This window comes from Nonomuraea sp. 3-1Str (assembly GCF_031570565.1).
Taxonomy (GTDB): domain Bacteria; phylum Actinomycetota; class Actinomycetes; order Streptosporangiales; family Streptosporangiaceae; genus Nonomuraea.
The window spans coordinates 63693-80569 of sequence record NZ_JALHBK010000012.1; the positions used below are offsets into that span (position 1 = coordinate 63693).

Here is a 16877-nt window from a genome sequence, read left to right on the forward strand (position 1 = left end):
AGCCAGCATCTCGCTACACCAGGTTAACGAACCACTACAAGACGTCACACATCAGGGGCTATGGGATGCTTCCACCCCACACCCGCCATGAGGTACGAACCGCCGCCCGGCTCCCCCGCCAGGCGGGGCCGGTCCGGGCGCCAGTCCGCCGCGTTCACCAGGCCGGGCTCGACCAGGGCGAAGTCGCCGAAGAAGCGCCGGATGGCGGCCGGCGGCCGGTCGGCGCCGCGCCCCTGGGAGATCGGGGTGACGCCTCCGCCGCCCGCCGGCCTGCCGGGGGCGACGGCATGGGTGATCACCAGGTGGCTGCCCGGCGCGACGGCCTCGCGCAGCCGCGCCACCGTCTCGTACGGCCCGTCCGCGTCGGGGAGGAAGTGCAGGATGCCGACCAGCAGGATCCCCACCGGCCGGCCGAGGTCCAGCAGCTCCGAGGCGCCCTCCAGCACCTCGGGCGCGTCGAGCAGATCCGCCTGGAGGAAGGCGGCCCGGCGGTCCGGGGCCGCCCTGCCTCCGTCGCCCTCGCCCAGCAGGGCCCTGGCGTGCGCGGCCACGACCGGGTCGCGGTCGACGTACACGACGCGGGCGTCCGGGACGATCTCGTGGACGCTGCCCTGGGTGGGCAGCCCGCTGCCGAGGTCGAGGAACTGGCGCACACCGGCGCCCGCGAGGTGGCGCACGGCCCGCCGCAGGAAGCCGCGATTGGCCCGCGCCAGCGGCACGGCCTGCGGGACCAGCGCTACCAGCCGCTCGGTCGCCTCGCGGTCGACGGCGTAGTTGTCGTGGCCGCCGAGCAGGTAGTCGTACATGCGGGCGACGTTCGGCGTGTGCGGATCGAACTCGGCCACATTCGGATCTTAGGTCGAGAATGCGCCGCTAACACGACCTTTGTGCGATTGTAGCCATAGTGCCGCGTTAAGTTACTCAACTGTGACACTCTTCGCGAGATTGCGAGGCTTGTCGACATCGCGGTCCAGAGCCACGGCGGCGTGGTAGGCGAGGAGCTGGAGCGGGATCGTCAGCAGGATGGGGTCGAGCTCGATCTCGTTCTTCGGCACCACGATCACGTCGTCGGCCAGCTTGGCGTCGGGCTCGCGGTGGCCCACCATGAGCACCTGGCCGCCGCGGGCGCGGATCTCGCCGAGCGTGGTGAGGTTCTTGTCCAGCAGCTCGTCGTCGGGCACGATCGCCACCGTCGGCATCTCCGGCCCGATCAGCGCGAGCGGGCCGTGCTTGAGCTCGCTGGCCGGGTACGCCTCGGCGTGGACGTAGGAGATCTCCTTGAGCTTCTGGGCGCCCTCGCGGGCGACGGGGTAGCCGCGCACGCGCCCGACGAACATCATGCTCGGGTACGGGGCGTACTTCCGGGCCAGCTCGGCGATCTTGTCGCTCTGGGAGAGGATCTCCTCGATCTGGGCCGGCAGGCGGCGCAGCCCCTCGACGACGCGGCGGCCGTCGGCGGGCGACAGGTCGTGGACGCGCCCGAAGTGCAGGGCGAGCAGCGCGAACGCCAGCGCGGTCGAGGTGAACGCCTTCGTCGAGGCGACCGACACCTCCGGCCCGGCGTGCAGGTAGACGCCGCCGTCGACCTCGCGGGCGATGGCGCTGCCGACCGCGTTGACGATGCCGATGACCCGGCCGCCCTTGCGCTTGAGCTCCTGCACGGCGGCCAGCGTGTCGTACGTCTCGCCCGACTGGCTGATCGCGACGTAGAGGGTGTCGGGGTCGACGACCGGGTTGCGGTAGCGGAACTCGCTGGCCGGCTCGGCGTCGGCCGGGATGCGGGCCAGCTCCTCGATGAGCTGGGCGCCGATCTGGCCGGAGTAGTACGCGGAGCCGCAACCGATGATCTTGACGCGGCGGAAGGAGCGGGTCTCGCGGGCGTCCATGTTGAGGCCGCCCAGGTGGGCGATGTGGAAGCGCTCGTCGAGCCGGCCGCTCATGGTGCGGGCCACGGTCTCGGGCTGCTCGGAGATCTCCTTGAGCAGGTAGTGCTCGTAGCCGCCGGTGTCGTAGTGGCCGGCGTCCCAGTCGACGGTCAGCGGCTCCTTGGCCGTCTCGCGGGCGTCGCTGGCGAAGGTGTGGAAGCCGTCGGCCTTGAGGACGGCCAGCTCGCCGTCCTCCAGGTGGACGACCTGGCGGGTGTAGCGGACCAGCGCGGCCACGTCGGAGGCGGCGAACATCTCCTTCTCGCCGATGCCGAGCACGATCGGGCTGCCGTTGCGGGCCACGACCACCTCTCCCGGCCGCTCGGCGTCCATGACCGCGATGCCGTACGTCCCGACGACGCTCTTCAGCGCCTTGCGGACGGCCTCCTCCAGCGAGTCGGTCTCCTTCACGGTGCGGGCGATCAGGTGGGCCAGCACCTCGGTGTCGGTCTCGGAGAGGAACTCCGCGCCGTCGGCCACCAGCTTGGCGCGCAGCTCGTCGGCGTTCTCGATGATGCCGTTGTGCACGACGGCGACGCGCTCGTCGGAGGACAGGTGCGGATGCGCGTTGACGTCACTGGGGACACCGTGGGTGGCCCACCGGGTGTGGCCGATGCCGAGCCCGCCCTTGAACCTGGCCGGCACGACCTTGGCCAGGTCGGCGACCCTGCCCTTGACCTTGCGGACCTTGAGGCCCTTGTTCGAGACCACGACACCGGCCGAGTCGTACCCGCGGTACTCCAGCCGTTGCAGGCCCTCCAGCAGGATGGGGGCGGCGTCCTTGGGGCCGACGTACGCGACGATTCCGCACATCCGACATCTCCTATCCGTCGTCATCCGTCTTCTCGGAAGACGGCGATGCAGTTGTTTCTCAGGTGGTTCTGGGAACGGCCTGTCCGGTCAGCCGTAGACGATGCGGCGCAACTGCCGCAGGGACAGCTCGGGCGCCGCGACGCGGCGCCCGCGAAGCTCGGCGGCCACTCTGGGGAAGATCTCGTCGTTGGTGAGGCCTCGGGCCTTCAGCTCGGCGTGGCGCCGCCGCACGAACGCCTCCACCGGTTCGGAGAAGTACGACAGCACGTCGGCGACCACCCGCGCGGCCTCACCGGGGCCGAGCCCGCTGGTCCGGATGAGGTGGGCGATCAGCTCCTCGTAGGGGTGCAGCGTCGTGGACACAGACGAGGACACTACGCACAGGGAACGCGACACGCCAACATCCTGCCCGGAATCGGGCAGGGATAGCCGATTCAACACGCTCTCGCGGCGCCGGCGGACTTTCCGATGCGGTGATTACTGTGCGTAGTGTAGTCGTACCGATCCGTGGAGGTTGTCATGCCGCACTGGGCCGCCGCCGGTCTGGTCACCGGTCTCGCCGCCGGGCTCCTCGCCCTGCCCGGCCCCGCGCCGGGCCGCCAGGCGGACTTCGCGCGGGCGGCCGGGGAGTTCGGGGTGCCGGTGAGCCTGCTGCTCGGGGTCTCGTACCTGGAGTCGCGCTGGGACACGAACGGCGGCCGGCCGAGCACGGCGGGCGGGTACGGGCCGATGCACCTGGTGGACACGGCGGCCGTCGAGCCCGTGGCGCCGGGTGACCCCGGTGGCGCCTCCGAGCCCGGGGCCGCCTCCGGGCCTGGGGCCGCCTCCGGGCCTGGGGCTGCCGGTGGGGCGACGCTGCAGCGGGCCGCTCGGCTCACCGGGCTTCCGGCCGCGCGGCTGCGCTCCGACCCGGCCGCGAACATCAGGGGCGGCGCCGCCGTCCTGGCCTCGCTCAAGGCCTCCCTCCAGGCGCGCACCGGCTCGGACCCCGCCGACTGGTACGACGCCGTCGCCCGCTACGCCGGGAGCCTCTCCCCGCTCCCGTCACCCGGATCACACGACTTCGCCGACCAGGTGTTCGAGGTGATCCGCCAGGGCGTGACCCGCAGGACCGACGACGGCTCCGTGGTCCGCCTGGCGCCCGTGCCGGGCCTGCGCCGGCCCGCCGCGCCGTCCGCGCCGGCGGGAGCGGCCGAGTGCCCCCGGACGCTCGACTGCGAGTGGATGCCCGCCGCGTACAAGCGCACGAGCGGCGGCTACGGCAACCACGACCGGATGCCCGCCACGGCGACGCGGCGGATCGACTACATCGTCATCCACGACACGGAGACCAAGTACCGCGACATCCCGTCGATGGTCTCCGACCCCGACTACGTGAGCTGGCACTACACGATCCGCTCCGGCGACGGGCACGTGGCCCAGCACGTGCGGACGCGGGACATCGCCTGGCACGCCGGCAACTACGACTTCAACGCCCGCTCGATCGGCATCGAGCACGAGGGCTACCTGGCCAGGGGGGCGACCTGGTACACGGAGGCGATGTACCGGTCCTCGGCCCAGCTGCTGCGCTACCTGGCGGACCTGTACGACCTGCCCCTCGACCGGGCGCACATCCTCGGCCACGACAACGTCCCGGGCACCACGGCCGAGAGCCATCCGGGCATGCACGACGACCCGGGCCCGTACTGGGACTGGGCCCACTACCTGGAGCTGGCGGGCAGTCCGATCACCGGCACGCCGGCCCGCCCCCCGGCCCTGGCGGTGGCCGGCCCCCCGGCCTCCGGCCTGCCTGACGGCGAGCCCGCGCAGGCCCTGCCGGCACCGGGAGCCGCCGGGGGCGTGCTCACGGCCGCCCCCGCCGTCATGTCCGCACCCGGCGGCCGGGCCAGATCGGTGATCATCCTGCCCGACTACGCGACGAACCAGCCGCTCTTCACCGGCTGCTCCGAGGCCAGGCCGGCCAGGCCCTGCGAGCCGCACGGCGCCTCGTCGGTGTGGCTGCGCACCGAGCCGCGCGAGGACGCGCCCCTGGTCGACGACATCGGCAAGCGGGTGGGCAAGCCGAGCACGTACAGCGTGTACGACCACAGCGCCCGCGCCTCCACCGGCCAGCGGTTCGCCGTGGCCGGGCGGCAGGGCGACTGGACGGCGATCTGGTACCTCGGCCAGAAGGCGTGGTTCCACAACCCCGCCACCGCTCCGACCGCCGTCCCCGCCGCGGGCGCGCTGGTCACGCCGCTGAAGGACACGGTCAGGGTGTACGGCCGGGCGTACCCCGGTCACCCGGCCTACGAGGGCACGGGCGTCGCCTACCAGGAGCGCACGCCGCTGGCGTACGTGATCCACTCCGGCCAGACGTACACGCTGGGACAGATCGTGGCGGGCTCGTACCAGAAGGCGGGCTCCTTCGACCCGGCCGCGCACGTCACGGTCACGGGCACCCGGCGCTTCTACCAGATCCAGCTCGGCCACCGGGTGGCGTTCGTCCGGGCGCGGGACGTACGCGTGATCCGGTGAGCGGCCCCCGCGTCGATGGCCGATTTCGTCCCGCCGATTTCGTCCCGGAGCCCGCCGGACGCGCGCGGGCACTCTCCGAAGGCGATATGGTTTTCCCGTGGCCGGCACTTCGCCGGAGACACGCGGAAGTGGCTCAGTGGTAGAGCATCACCTTGCCAAGGTGAGGGTCGCGGGTTCGAATCCCGTCTTCCGCTCGGAGTACGAACTCCTGGTGGAGTGGCCGAGAGGCGAGGCAGCGGCCTGCAAAGCCGTCTACACGGGTTCAAATCCCGTCTCCACCTCGGTCAGGCGCGGTCCCTCACGGGATCCGCTAAAGTAAAGTGCAGCGCCATGCGGAAGTGGCTCAGTGGTAGAGCATCACCTTGCCAAGGTGAGGGTCGCGGGTTCGAATCCCGTCTTCCGCTCTGAGTGACAACTCAACACGGAGTTGGCTCAACACCGAGTTAACTCAACACGGACGATTAGCTCAGCGGGAGAGCGCTTCCCTGACACGGAAGAGGTCACTGGTTCAATCCCAGTATCGTCCACCACCCGCCCCAGCTCACGGCAGCCGCCGGGAGTCTGGGGCTTCTTGGTGTTCCGGGCGGATCACGGGTGTCGCGGGGGACGGCCGCCACGGGGGTAGGGAACCCGCATGACGACCACGCCTCCGGTCACCCCCGAGACCGTCTTCACCTACGGCGCGCCCCGGCTGAAGTTCGGCAACGGCGCCTCCGCCGAGCTCGGCTTCGACCTCGGCCAGTACGGCGACGTCCGGCGCGTCCTGATCGTCACCGATCAGGGCGTCGCCGCCACCGGCGCCCCGGGACGGATCGCCGAGCAGATCCGCCGCCACGGCATCGACGCCCGGATCTACGACCAGGTGCACGTCGAGCCGACCGACGCCAGCCTCGCCGCCGCCGTCGAGCACGCCCGCGCCGCGGGCCCCTGGGACGCGTTCGTCGCCGTCGGCGGCGGGTCGAGCATCGACACCGCCAAGGCGATCGACCTGATGCTCACCAACCCCGGCGAGCTGATGGACTACGTCAACGCCCCGGTCGGGCACGGCCGGGCACCGGACAACCCGCTCAAGCCGCTCGTCGCCGTACCCACGACCACCGGCACCGGCGCGGAGAGCACCACCATCTGTGTGCTCGACGTGCTGTCGCTCAAGGTCAAGACCGGCATCAGCCATGCCGCGCTGCGCCCCGCGCTCGCCGTCGTCGATCCCGACCTCACGCTGACCCAGCCCGCGGGAGTGACCGCCTCGGCCGGGATGGACATCCTCTGCCACGCGGTCGAGAGCTACACCGCCCGCTGGTACACCGGCAACGAGCGCAAACGTCCCGAGCAGCGGGTGCCCTACTGCGGCGCGAACCCGATCTCCGACATGTGGGCCGAGCAGGCCATGCGGCTGCTGGCGAGGTCGTTCCGGCGCGCCGTGCGGCACGGCGACGACACGGCGGCCCGCGGCGAGATGGCGCTGGCCGCCACGTTCGCCGGGATGGGCTTCGGCAACGCCGGCGTGCACCTCCCGCACGCCAACGCCTATCCCATCGCCGGGCGGGTCCGCGACTTCCACCCGAAGGACTACCCCGGCGACGAGCCGATGGTCCCGCACGGGATGTCGGTCGCGCTCACGGCGCCGGAGGCGTTCAGGTTCACCTTCCCGGCGGCGCCGGAACGCCACCTGCGCGCCGCCCGGCTGCTCGCCCCGGACAGGGAGGAGCCGGGCGAGGCGGCCGAGTTCCTGCCGAGCGTCCTGGTCGATCTCATGCGCGACGTCGGCGTCCCCAACGGGATCGGCGCCGTGGGCTTCGGCACGGGCGACATCGACGCCCTCGTCGAGGGGACGATGAGGCAGCAGCGCCTGCTCGCGACCGCTCCCGCGCCGGTGACCGAAGAGGACGTGGCGGGCATCTTCACGCGCTCCATCGAGCTGTGGTGACCCGGCCGGATGGTCAGGCGGCACGCCTCGTGGCGACGATGACCCCCCGCGGACGACGCGTGTGCCGGGCCAGTGGTCATCCGCCGGAAGAGCCGAGGATGTACGTGTGCGTCCCCTCGTTGAGGGCACACGTGTAGCGGCCAGGGTGGCCATGAGGGTCCGGCGGGACGCCTCCGAACCGGCGGGAAGGCGGGCGCGGCTGTGAGGGGACGGGTGCCGCGCGCTCCGCGACGGTCACGACGAAACCGTCCCGAGGGGCGTACCGGTTGCGGCCGGTCACTACGCTGGGTGGTCCGGCGGTGTGTGGGGCGGCGGCGGCCGCGAGGGGACAGGTGGCGCGGTGACGGACGCGGAAGTGCAGATCACGGACCTCACGGTCAACGATCACGCCTGCCTCACCTTCGGCGAGCCGGAGGAGCTCCACGACCTGACCGCGGCGTTCGTGCGGGACGGGCTGAAGGGCGGGTTGCGGGTGGTGTGGCTGTGCGTGGAGCCGCAGGAGGCGCTGGCCGAGCTCGGCCAGCGTGGGATCTCCGTGCAGTCCGCCACCGCCAACGGCCGGATGGAGGTCCTGGCCTGCAAGGAGGGCCTGCTGTCGGGGCAGGCGTTCGCCGTGGAGCACGCCATGGGCTGGCTGCGCGACCAGATCGAGCAGACCGCGGAGGAGGGCTACTCCGGGCTGCGGGTGGCGCTCGACATGGGGTGGGCGCTCCAGCCGGTCAGCGGGATCGAGCAGTTGCCGGCGTTCGAGGAGGAGATCGCCACCGCGCTGTCCGGCACCAGCGTCTCGGTGCTGTGCCAGTACGACCGCGACCGCTTCGACCCGGTCACCCTGGCGTCGGTGTCGCCGTTCCACACGCACTCGGTGGCCGCCGCCACGTACCACAACGACCCGTTGCTACGAATATGCCGCCAGTACGCGCCACCCGGCATCCGGCTGGCCGGGCAGATGGACCGGACCGCGGAGGGCGCGCTGAGGATGGCGCTGACCGAGGCGATCAGGGGCGAAGGCGACATCACCGTCAACATGGCCGAGCTGGCGTTCATCGACCTCTCCAGCGCCCGGATGATCATGGAGGCGGCCAGGAGCGTGGCCCCCGATCGGAAGGTGGATCTGCGGTGCAGCCGTGCGACCGCGTCGAGGTTCGTGCTGCTGGGGGCCGGCGGCATTCCGGGGATCAGTCTGGTGACCGGTCATGGTCGATGACGAGTCCGTGAACCTGCCCCCGACCGCGAAAGGCGATCCGGACCTCATCCTCGACCAGTCGTTCGACGCCGGCCTGCTGTACGCGCTGCGCGCCACGCTGGAGGCGCACGCCACGCACGCCGGCCTGCCCGACGGGCGGGCCATGGACCTGGTGATCACCGTGCACGAGCTGGCCACCAACGCGGTGGTCCACGGAGCGGGTACGGGCCGGGTGCGGATCCGGCGGATGGCCGGCGCGCTGCGGTGCGAGGTCAGCGACGCGGGACCGTCCCTGAGCACCCGCATCCCCCGGCCGGACGCGGACACCGAGGCCTTGCCGCCCACCGGACAGGTGGGGAACGCCGGGGCCCCGGCGCAGGCACGGCAGGCGGGAGACGCCGCAGGTGAGGCGCGGACCCCCGTGCCCGACGCCGCCCGGTGGCCCGTCCAGCACGGGCACGGGCTGTGGATCGCCCGCTTCCTGCCCGACCGGTTCACGATCGGCTCCGGCCCGGAGGGTACCGTCGCGGTCGCCGACTTCGCCCTCCCCCCGGACGGGCACGACGCGCCGTTCGGCCTCAGCCGCCACGATCAGGGGTCGCACGTCCTGCTGGAGCTGTCCGGGTCGCTGGGCGACCAGGCCGCGCTGGAGCTCGCCGCCGTGGTCCGCGAGGTCGTCTCCGGTGAGCCGGAGCCGCGGCTGGTGATGGACCTGAGCGCGGTGACGTTCTGGGACGCGATGGGGGTCGCGGCCCTGATCACCGCGCAGCAGCAGGTGGACGGCGCCAAGGCCGGGACCATGGTGCTCACCGGCATCAGGCCGGACTTCCGGCGGCGCCTGGACGCGCTCAGCCCCGCGCCCCTGACGGTCCGCGACACTCCGGAGGAGGCCGCGCGCCTGTTCCGGTCCCCACCCCGGTAGCCCTCCTCCGTACCGCGTGCCGGATCGGCGTGGCGGCGGTCTTGCCATGGGCGGAGCTCAGGATTACGGTCAAGGCCGTTATGCCGTCCTAGCGAAGGTAGGCCCATGCGCTTACTCGTTGTCCTTCTCTTGACCGCTTGGTCTCTCGCAGCTCCGGCCCAGGCCGAAACCGCCACACCGCCGACGGGATGCGGTTTCCAGAGCCTCGGCACCCTGCCGCTCACCGGCGCCACCACGGCGGGCACCGCCCTCGACGGCGACCGCCTCTACTCCGTCACCTCCAGCGCCTCCGGCCCCGCGATCCTGGGCATCAGGAACGCCGCCGACGCGAGCCTCGTCGCCGAGCGGCCGCTTCCCCTCGCGCTCGGCTCCTGGGCCGTCACCGTGGCCCCCGACCACTCCGTCTACGTGGGCGGTTACAACGCCACCGCCGGGGCCATGGGCAGGCTCTTCCGCTACGACCCCGCCACCGACGAGGTGCGCGAGCTGGGCATCGCCGTGCCGGGCGAGACGTTCGTCTGGACGGTCGCGGCCAGCCCGGACGGGACCGCCGTCTACGGCGGCACCTCGCCCAACGGCCGGCTGTTCCGCTACGACACGGCGACCGGCCGCATCGACGACCTCGGCAGCCCCGTTCCCGGCGAGCAGTACATCCGTGACCTCGCCATCGCCGGGGACGGCACCGTCTACGCCGGCGTCGGCGCGCAGAGCATGAAGGTCGCCGTGCTGCGGCCCGACGGAACCCTCGTCAAGGTGATCGACCCGCCGATCACGGGCAGCGGCTACGCCTACGACCTCGATGTCGTCGGCCGCCACCTTCTGGTCCGCTTCGGCACCACCACCGGCACCAACCCGATGGGCGTCTACGACCTGGCCGCGGGCACGTGGCGCGACGTCGTGGACGACATCGACAGCCTCACCGTGGGCGGTGGCCGGCACGGTCACCAGGTCTTCCTGGTCCAGAGCGACGAGCTCGTCGCGTACGACCTCAGGACCAGGAAGATCACCAAGCTGGGCTTCACCGACCTCGGCGGCGGCGCCGCCAGGACCCTCGGCTGGAACGGCCGCACGCTCGTCGGCACCTCCTCCACCGGCCGCCTCTGGCACTACGACCGCCACAGCCGCCGCGGCAAGCTGTTCGAATCCACCCTGACCGGCCAGCCCGTCTCCATCAGGTCCATGGCCGTCGGCCCCGACGGGCGCGTCTACGCGGGCGGCTTCTTCACCGGCGGCCTGGCCGCGTACGACCCCGCCACCGGTCAATCCCAGTTCTGGCCCAACGTCGGCCAGAGCGAGGCCATCGTCACCCACAAGGGCAAGCTCTACCTGGGCGTCTACCCCGGCGCCCGCATCTACGAGTTCGACGGCACCGAGCCGAGGAAGCTGCTCGAACTCGCCGGCCAGGAGCAGGACCGGCCGTTCGCCATGGTGTCGGCGGGCGACTGGCTGGCGTTCGGCACCGTGCCCAAGGCGGGCTCGGTCGGCGGCGCGCTCGGCCTGCTCGACCCGGCCACCGGCAGGACCGTGATCAGGCGCAACCTCATCCCGGGCCAGAGCATCATCGCCCTCGCCTACCGCGACGGCGTCCTCTACGGCACCACGTCGGCGTTCGGCGCCACCGGCGTCCCGCAGGGCGACGCGGCGCACGCCTTCGCCTACGACATCGCCACCGACTCGCTCAGGTGGACGAGCACCCCCGTGGCCGGCGACCTGGCACTCGGCTCGATCACCTTCGACGGCGACGGCAGGCTGTGGGGGCTCAGCCCCGACGCGCTGTTCGAGCTCGATCCCGCCACCGGCCAGGCGCTGCGGACCGTGAAGCACCAGACCTACCCGTGGTCCACCGCCACCCAGGTCTGGCTCGACACCAACATCGAGCCGGGGCGCGACGGCCGGCTGTACGGCAAGGTGCAGGGCAAGGCGTACCGGATCGACCGGGGGACGATGGCGCTGACGCTCATCGCCCGCCCGATCTCGATCCTGCTCAAGGGGCCTGACGAGCACATGTACCTGTCACGCTTCGAGAACTTCTCCACCTACCGGCTCTGCGGCTGATACCTGAACAGCTTCGGCCCCTCGGCGAAGTAGACGGCTCCGGACCTGTGCACCGCGAGGTGGTGCACAGGTCCCTCCTTCAGCACCGACCGCTTGCCCGTACGCGGATCGAGCGCGAACACCTGGGCGCCGGCGTGCGCGCCGTAGAGGCGGCGGTCCCGGGCGTTGAAGACCAGCGCGCCGGAGGACGACGCGCTGTCCGACAGCGTGACCCGGGAGACCACCTTGCGCGTGGCCACGTTCACGGCGAACACCTCGCCGCCCGCGATCCCCCACAGCCGGCCGCGGTCGTCGAAGGCGAGCGCGGGGACGGCGGGCTTGCCGGGCGCCGGGACCAGCTCCCACAGCAGCCTCTTCTCCCGCACCGACCAGGCGAACAGCTTGGCCTCCGGCTGGGTCGGCGGGGTGGCCGACTGGCCGCCGTAGATCGAGGTGCCGCCGTAGACGACGCCGTCGCGGTAGGCGAGCGAGACGATGCTCTGGTCCTCGACCACATGCCGCTGGGAGTAGGCCATCCGGCCCTCCCGCGGGTCCCAGAGGGCGAGCACGCCGCCGACCTGCCCGAGGTCGGGCATCGTCCCGACCGCCACGTACCTGCCCGCCGGGGTCAGCGCGCGCGGCCTGATCTGCTTGTCGGTGGCGAAGTCGAGCAGCCGAGCCGGGTTCGGCGCGGGCCCGGGCTCCGGGCTGGGCGAGTACTCGGTGCTGTTCCACGGCAGGCTGGGGTCGTAGGCGTAGACCCTGGCCTCGGGATAGGCCCCGACGTAGAGCTTGCCGCCGTGCGCCGTCATGGCCTCGCTCTGGGAGAAGGTGTGGAACTCCTCCCGCTCCCCCGTGACCGGGTCGAGCGCCGCGAAACCACCGTTGAGGAAGCCGCCCACGTAGACGCGGCCGTCCGGGCCGTCCGCGATGGCCGTGATGTCGATCGGCTCGCCCTGGATGCCCGTCTGGACGAACGATCTGGCGCCGGTCTGCGGGTTGTAGCGGAACATCAGGCCGCGCCACAGCAGCCCGACGAGGCTCTTGCCGGGGTAGTCGGGCAGGCCCAGCTCGGCCCAGCCGATGCCGCGGGTGTTCGCGACCCGTCCGGTGAAGGGCATCCCCGTCGGGGTGACGGTACGGGTGCGCGGGTCGTAGCCGACCAGCTCCCCGCCCTTCACGAAGTAGATCCGTCCTTGGTCGTCGGGCGGCGAGACGTCCAGGCCGTGGGCGGATTCGAGGGTGTCGGTCCAGGCACGAGCGGCGATGTCCCAGACATGCAGGGGGCCGGGGAAGGCGCTGCCGTACCTGACGAAGAGGAAGCCGCCGGCGACGTTGACGTCGTAGGCCCACTTGTCCGTGACGTCCAGGCCGGGCGGAGTGGGCAGCTTCTCGGCCACGCCGGTGGCGGCGTCCACCTCGAAGACGGCGGCCGGGTTCTCGGTGCCCGCGTAGATCTTGCCGCCGGCGTAGGAGACGCTCCGCACGTACGCGTGGGAGGCGGAGAGCTTGCCGTAGTCGCGGAAGCCGGTCGCCGGGTCGTAGCCGAACAGGCGGCCGCCCGGCGACGTGCCGCCGTACACGGTCGCGCCCTCGCCCGCCGCCACCGACCAGACGAAGTTCTCGGACGGGAGCGGGCGGCCGAGGTCGGCGACACCGCCCTCGCGGGTCCAGCGGTAGAGGCGGCCGTCGCCGTAGGTGCCGGCGTAGACGCTGCCGTCGGGGGTCGCGTCCACCGCCCAGGCCCCGGCGGCGCCCGGCAGGTCGAGCCGCGCCACCGCGGCGCCGGTGGCCGGGTCCACCGCGTTGAGGTGGGCGGGGGCGCCGGAGGAGGCTTCCCAGAGCACGGGGGTGCCGCCGGGGCCGGGAGCGACGGTGCCGCCGAGCAGCAGCACGTCCTGGAGCGGCACACCGAGATCGGCCGGGCCCGCTTCGGCGGCCGGGGTCGCGGTCGTGCCGCCCGCCGCCGAGGCGGGCGCGGGCGCCGCCGCCAGCAGTGCGATGACCGCCATGCCGGCAGCCATCGTTCGGGAGATTAGGGTCATGACCGAAATCTAGAAACACCGCCGCCATCAGGTCAATGGAGGGGTTTCGGGTAAGGCTGAAATCGTGACGCAGGGCCTGGAGGCGGAGGGCCGGTCCCGCGGGTGAGGCGGGACCGGCCCCCGGAATCATCCGTGCGTCAGCCGAGGCCGTTGCGCATGGCCGTGATCAGCTCGCCGCCCGTGGTGTCGCCGCTGAGCTCCCAGAAGAACGCGCCGCCGAGGCCCTGGTCCTTCGCGTAGCCCATCTTGCCGCCGATCGTGCCCGGCGTGTCGTAGCTCCACCACTGCCCGCCGCAGTAGCCGTAAGCGGTGCCGGCCACCGTGCCGGTGGAGGGGCAGCGCGTCTTGAGCACCTTGTAGTCCTCGATGCCCTGCTCGTACGTGCCGGGCGCGGGGCCGGTGGCGGTGCCGCCGGGCGCGGCCTGCGTGACGCCGGTCCAGCCGCGGCCGTAGAAGCCGATGCCGAGCAGCAGCTTGCCGGCCGGGACGCCCTTGCTCTTGAGCTTCTGGACGGCGTTGTCCGAGTGGAAGCCGGCAATGGGGATGCCGGCGTAGGAGGTGAGCGGCGAGTGCGGGGCGGTCGGCCCCTGCGCCGCCCAGGCGCCGAAGTAGTCGTAGGTCATGACGTTGTACCAGTCGACGTACGGGGCGGCGCCGCCGTAGTCGGCCGCGTCGATCTTGCCGCCGGAGGTGCCGTCGGCGGTGATGGCCGCGGTGACGAGGTTGCCGGAGCCGAACCGGGAGCGCAGCGCCGACATCAGGTTCCGGAACGCGGCCGCGCCGCTGGTGTCGCAGCTGAGGCCGCAGGCGTTCGGGTACTCCCAGTCGATGTCGATGCCGTCGAACACGTCGGCCCAGCGCGGGTCCTCGACGAGCCGGTAGCAGGAGTCGGCGAACGCGGCCGGGTTGGCCGCGGCCTGGGTGAAGCCGCCCGACCAGGTCCAGCCGCCGAAGGAGAACAGCACCTTCAGGTTCGGGTACTTCTTCTTGAGCTTGCGGAGCTGGTTGAAGCTGCCGCGCAGGGCGCCGGCGTCCCAGGTGTCGGCGACGCCGTCCACGCTCTCGGCCGCGCTGTAGAACCGGTCGTAGTCGGCGTAGCTGTCGCCGATCGTGCACTGGCCGTTCTGCACGTTGCCGAACGCGTAGTTGAGGTGGGTGAGCTTGGCGGCCGAGCCGCTGGTGTCGATGTTCTTGACGTGGTAGCCGCGCTGGTAGACGCCCCACTGGACGAAGTAGCCGAGCAGCTTGTTCCCGCCGCCGCCTCCGCCGCCCGTGGTGGTCGCGGTCACGGCGCCGCTCGCCGCCGAGACGTTGCCGGCCGCGTCACGCGCCCGCACCGTGTACGTGTACGCCGTGCTCGCGCTGAGCCCGGAGTCCGTGTACGACGTCCCCGTCACGGTCGTCACCCGGGCACTCCCCCGGTACACGTCATACCCCGACACCCCGACGTTGTCCGTCGAGGCGGTCCACGCCAGCGACACGCTGCTCGACGTCACCCCCGTCGAACGCAGACCCCCCGGCACGCTCGGCGCCTGCGTGTCGCCGCCTCCGCCGCCCGTGGTGGTCGCGGTCACGGCGCCGCTCGCCGCCGAGACGTTGCCGGCCGCGTCACGCGCCCGCACCGTGTACGTGTACGCCGTGCTCGCACTGAGCCCCGAGTCCGTGTACGACGTCCCCGTCACGGTCGCCACCCGGGCACTCCCCCGGTACACGTCATACCCCGACACTCCGACGTTGTCCGTCGAGGCGGTCCACGCCAGCGACACGCTGCTCGACGTCACCCCCGTCGAACGCAGACCCCCCGGCACGCTCGGCGCCTGCGTGTCGCCGCCTCCGGTGACGACCTTCCACAGGGCGGGGACGTTGGGCGGCTCCCAGCCGGTCTGGGAGGTGTGGCTCTGGACGCACTCGTACGTGACGCCGTTGTAGGTGACGCGCGTCCCCGCCGTGTACGCGACGTTCGGCGCCCAGTCGGCCAGGAAGGCGACGGTCCCGGCAGAGGCGGTCTGGGAGGAAGCGGTCCGGGAAGAGGGGGTGAGGGCGGCCTGGGCGCCCGACGGGGCGGCGACGGCGGCGGTCAGCGGCAGCAGGAACGCCGCCGCGACCGCGAGGACCTTGCTGAGGGCTCTGTGTCTCATGGATTCTCCGACATCCGGTGTCTGGGGGGTGGGATGGGAGGGGATCTGAAGGAAATTAATAGGAAAGTTTCCTTTAGATTTGAGACGACGGTAGCCCGTGCCCGGGACGGCGTCAACAACCCGCGTCAAGAACCGTCAGGGCAGGCCGACGTAGTTCTCCGCCAGCGTCGTCGCGGCCGCCCGTGAGGAGGTGACGTAGTCGAGGTACGACAGCTGCAGCCGCCGGCCGTACGCGTCGTCGGAGTCGAACGTGTGCAGCAGGGTCGTCATCCACCACGAGAAGTGCTGCGCCCGCCACACCCGCCGCAGGCACGCCGCCGAGTATCCGTCCAGCAGGTCGGCCGAGCCCGTGGAGAAGAACCGGTCCAGCGCCTCCGTCAGCACCCGTACGTCGGCCACCGCCAGGTTGAGCCCCTTGGCGCCGGTCGGCGGCACGATGTGCGCGGCGTCGCCCGCGAGGTAGAGCCGGCCGTACTGCATCGGCTCGGTGACGAAGCCGCGCATGGGCGTGACGGCCTTCTCCAGGATCTCGCCGGTGGCCAGCGTGAAGCCGGGCACGGTCTCCAGGCGGGCCTTCAGCTCCGCCCAGACGCGCTCGTCCGGCCACTCCCCGGCCGTGGCGTCGGGCGGCACCTGGAGGTAGAAACGGCTGATCTCGGGCGTGCGCATGCTGTGCAGGGCGAAGCCGCGCTCCGTGCGGCTGTAGATCAGCTCGTCGGACGACGGGGCGACGCGGGCCAGGACGCCCAGCCAGGCGAACGGGTAGTCGCGTTCGTGGAAGGTCAGCACCCCCTCCGGCACCGACGGCCTCGACACGCCGTGGAAGCCGTCGCAGCCGGCGATGACGTCGCAGTCGAGCCGCTCCCCGCCGAAGGTCAGGTACGGCTCCCCGTCCAGGTCGTGCAGGGCCACGTCCTCCACCTCGAAGCGCACGTCGCCGCCCGCCTCCAGCCGGGCCGCGATCAGATCCTTGACCACCTCCTGCTGCCCGTACACGGTGATCGTCCGGCCGGGCACCAGCTCCTCGAACGCGATGCGGTGGCCCCGCCCGCCGTACCGGAGCTCGATGCCGTGGTGCGGCAGGCCCTCGCGGCGCAGCCGCTCGCCGACCCCGGCCTCCACCAGCGTCTCGACCGTGCCCTGCTCCAGCACGCCGGCGCGCACGCGCCCCTCCACGTACGCGCGGCTGCGCCTCTCCAGCACCACGGAGGAGACGCCGCGCAGGTGGAGCAGGTGCGACAGGAGCAATCCCGCCGGCCCGGCCCCGATGATCCCGACCTGAGTTCGCATAGAGGGAAGCATCGTGCCCGGGGGGTGGCCGCGCCGAGCCGTCCCTTCCGTCCAGTGGAAGGATTCGGCAAGATTCCCGC

Annotated in this window: 11 protein-coding genes and 4 tRNA genes; 9 read left to right on the plus strand and 6 right to left on the minus strand. The window is 72.0% G+C overall.

The window, feature by feature from the left end; genetic code table 11:
• Window positions 1-44: 44 nt before the first annotated feature.
• The 3 genes from MTP10_RS20355 to MTP10_RS20365 form a co-directional block, all read right to left on the minus strand.
• The gene (locus tag MTP10_RS20355; RefSeq protein WP_310711074.1) at window positions 45-845 is read right to left on the minus strand and encodes an SAM-dependent methyltransferase; all 801 of its coding nucleotides are present in this window, start codon (window positions 843-845) and stop codon (window positions 45-47) included.
• Between the two features lie 72 nt (window positions 846-917).
• Window positions 918-2738: a glutamine--fructose-6-phosphate transaminase (isomerizing) gene (gene glmS, locus MTP10_RS20360; RefSeq protein WP_310711075.1), complete on the minus strand. Its 1821-nt coding sequence runs from the start codon at window positions 2736-2738 to the stop codon at window positions 918-920.
• A gap of 87 nt (window positions 2739-2825) precedes the next feature.
• A complete protein-coding gene (locus MTP10_RS20365; RefSeq protein WP_310711076.1) occupies window positions 2826-3101 on the minus strand; it encodes a hypothetical protein in 276 nt (91 codons plus the stop codon).
• 156 nt (window positions 3102-3257) lie between these two features.
• Here MTP10_RS20365 and MTP10_RS20370 point away from each other — a divergent pair, with 156 nt between their 5' ends.
• The 9 genes from MTP10_RS20370 (at window position 3258) to MTP10_RS20410 (ending at window position 11345) form a co-directional block, all read left to right on the plus strand.
• Entirely contained in the window at window positions 3258-5255 is a 1998-nt protein-coding gene (locus tag MTP10_RS20370; protein ID WP_310711077.1) for a peptidoglycan recognition family protein, read from the plus strand.
• Between the two features lie 122 nt (window positions 5256-5377).
• Window positions 5378-5449, plus strand: a tRNA-Gly gene (locus MTP10_RS20375).
• Window positions 5450-5465: 16 nt separating this feature from the next.
• Window positions 5466-5536 (plus strand) — tRNA-Cys (locus MTP10_RS20380).
• 51 nt (window positions 5537-5587) lie between these two features.
• Window positions 5588-5659: transfer RNA gene (locus MTP10_RS20385), tRNA-Gly, on the plus strand.
• 51 nt (window positions 5660-5710) lie between these two features.
• Window positions 5711-5785, plus strand: a tRNA-Val gene (locus MTP10_RS20390).
• A 104-nt stretch (window positions 5786-5889) separates the two neighbouring features.
• Window positions 5890-7182 (plus strand): hydroxyacid-oxoacid transhydrogenase, encoded by a 1293-nt coding sequence (locus tag MTP10_RS20395; RefSeq protein WP_310711078.1) that lies wholly within the window; start codon window positions 5890-5892, stop codon window positions 7180-7182.
• Window positions 7183-7522: 340 nt separating this feature from the next.
• The gene (locus tag MTP10_RS20400) at window positions 7523-8389 is read left to right on the plus strand and encodes an MEDS domain-containing protein (RefSeq protein ID WP_310711079.1); all 867 of its coding nucleotides are present in this window, start codon (window positions 7523-7525) and stop codon (window positions 8387-8389) included.
• Window positions 8379-9290 carry an ATP-binding protein gene (locus MTP10_RS20405; protein WP_310711080.1) on the plus strand — a complete coding sequence of 304 codons (912 nt, stop codon included), beginning with the start codon at window positions 8379-8381 and terminating at the stop codon, window positions 9288-9290. Before MTP10_RS20400 ends, MTP10_RS20405 begins: the two co-directional genes overlap by 11 nt.
• Before the next feature lie 129 nt (window positions 9291-9419).
• Window positions 9420-11345, plus strand: a complete 1926-nt coding sequence (locus MTP10_RS20410) for a hypothetical protein (RefSeq protein WP_310711081.1) — start codon at window positions 9420-9422, stop codon at window positions 11343-11345.
• Here the strand turns inward: MTP10_RS20410 and MTP10_RS20415 are convergent.
• The 3 genes from MTP10_RS20415 to MTP10_RS20425 form a co-directional block, all read right to left on the minus strand.
• Complete coding sequence (locus tag MTP10_RS20415) at window positions 11327-13348, minus strand: PQQ-binding-like beta-propeller repeat protein (protein WP_310711082.1); 2022 nt, start codon at window positions 13346-13348, stop codon at window positions 11327-11329. The genes MTP10_RS20410 and MTP10_RS20415 overlap by 19 nt on opposite strands.
• 158 nt (window positions 13349-13506) lie before the next feature.
• Entirely contained in the window at window positions 13507-15507 is a 2001-nt protein-coding gene (locus tag MTP10_RS20420) for a glycosyl hydrolase family 18 protein (protein WP_310711083.1), read from the minus strand.
• 135 nt (window positions 15508-15642) lie between these two features.
• Window positions 15643-16797, minus strand: a complete 1155-nt coding sequence (locus MTP10_RS20425; RefSeq protein ID WP_310711084.1) for a 4-hydroxybenzoate 3-monooxygenase — start codon at window positions 16795-16797, stop codon at window positions 15643-15645.
• Window positions 16798-16877: the final 80 nt, after the last annotated feature.